Annotated in this window: 1 pseudogene; it reads left to right on the top strand. The window is 34.9% G+C overall.

From position 1 onward, the window contains the following. Positions 1 to 111 precede the first annotated feature (111 nt). Positions 112 to 1116 (top strand): annotated as a pseudogene (locus tag J7E67_RS28580) (DUF3231 family protein). Positions 1117 to 1221: the final 105 nt, after the last annotated feature.

Below are 1221 nucleotides of genomic sequence, written 5' to 3' on the forward strand. Positions count from 1 at the left end.
TAGACGTACAGCATCCCGAAAACGGCTCAACTGTTATCATCTAAAAAGTTTAAGTCCAAAGAAATTCATACTTCTTTCTGAATTAGAAAATAATACAGAAGAGGTGAGAAAATGGAAAATGATAATTTAAAACTTACTTCTTCCGAAATAGGAACACTATGGGGAGAGTATGTAAACGGAACAATGACTGATATAGTAAATAGGTATATGTTTTCTATTATTGAAGACGAATCAATAAAAAAAGTTTTTTTAATTGCCATTGAGACCTTGGAAAAGCAAAAGAAGCAGCTTGTTTCCTTCATTGAGAAAGATGGATTTCCCGTTCCAATTGGATTTACGTAGTCCGACCTTAAAAAAAGTGCAGAGAGATTGTTTTCTGACACATTCTGCTTAAATTATTTACATATTATGACTATACATGGTTTGTTGGGGCATACAACTGCTTTAAGTGTTTCTGTTAGAAAGGACATACGGGAATTTTATAAATCATGTGATAATGATGCAAAAAATATGTACGATTTAACCATTGAGTTATTGCTTGAAAAAGGAATATTCCAAAGGGACCCCTATTTCTATCCTAACGAGAGCCCTGAATTTATTTCTACCAAAGATTTTACTGATGGATTCTTCGGAAAAGGGAGACTTTTATCTGCTTCAGAAATAATCAGTGTTTCTCTTAACATTAAAAAGGGCATTATGGCAAAAGCTCTTTCAATCGGATTCAGTCAAGTCACAGAATCGAAAGAAGTAAGAAAGTTTTTTGAGGAATTAGAAAAAACCGCAGATGAAAACCTACAAGCCCTTTCAAAAATTATGCACAAGGATAATTTGCCAGTTCCAATGTCGTGGGAATCAGAGGTTACAACGTCAAAAGACTCTCCTTTTTCAGATAAATTAATGTTGTATCATATGGGTTTCTTGGCTCAAACTGCACAAGTATATTACGGAACAGGTCTAGCAGGAGCCATGCGAACAGACCTAGCTGCAGCTTATGAAAAAGCAATTCTAAAAACATTAGGAATTACCAAAAACTGGTTCGATATTATGGTGAAAAACAAGTGGTTAGAACAGCCACCACTTGCTCCCAATAGAAAAGAACTTGCACAAGATAAATAAGGTATACCCCTCATTAGTGAGGGGTATCAGATTGTAGACAAAAGGCATTCGAATTAGCCCATTCGATGCCTTTTTATTGGATTTTTGCTCGTAAGAGCAAAATTT

Source organism: Bacillus sp. ISL-46 (assembly GCF_018613205.1).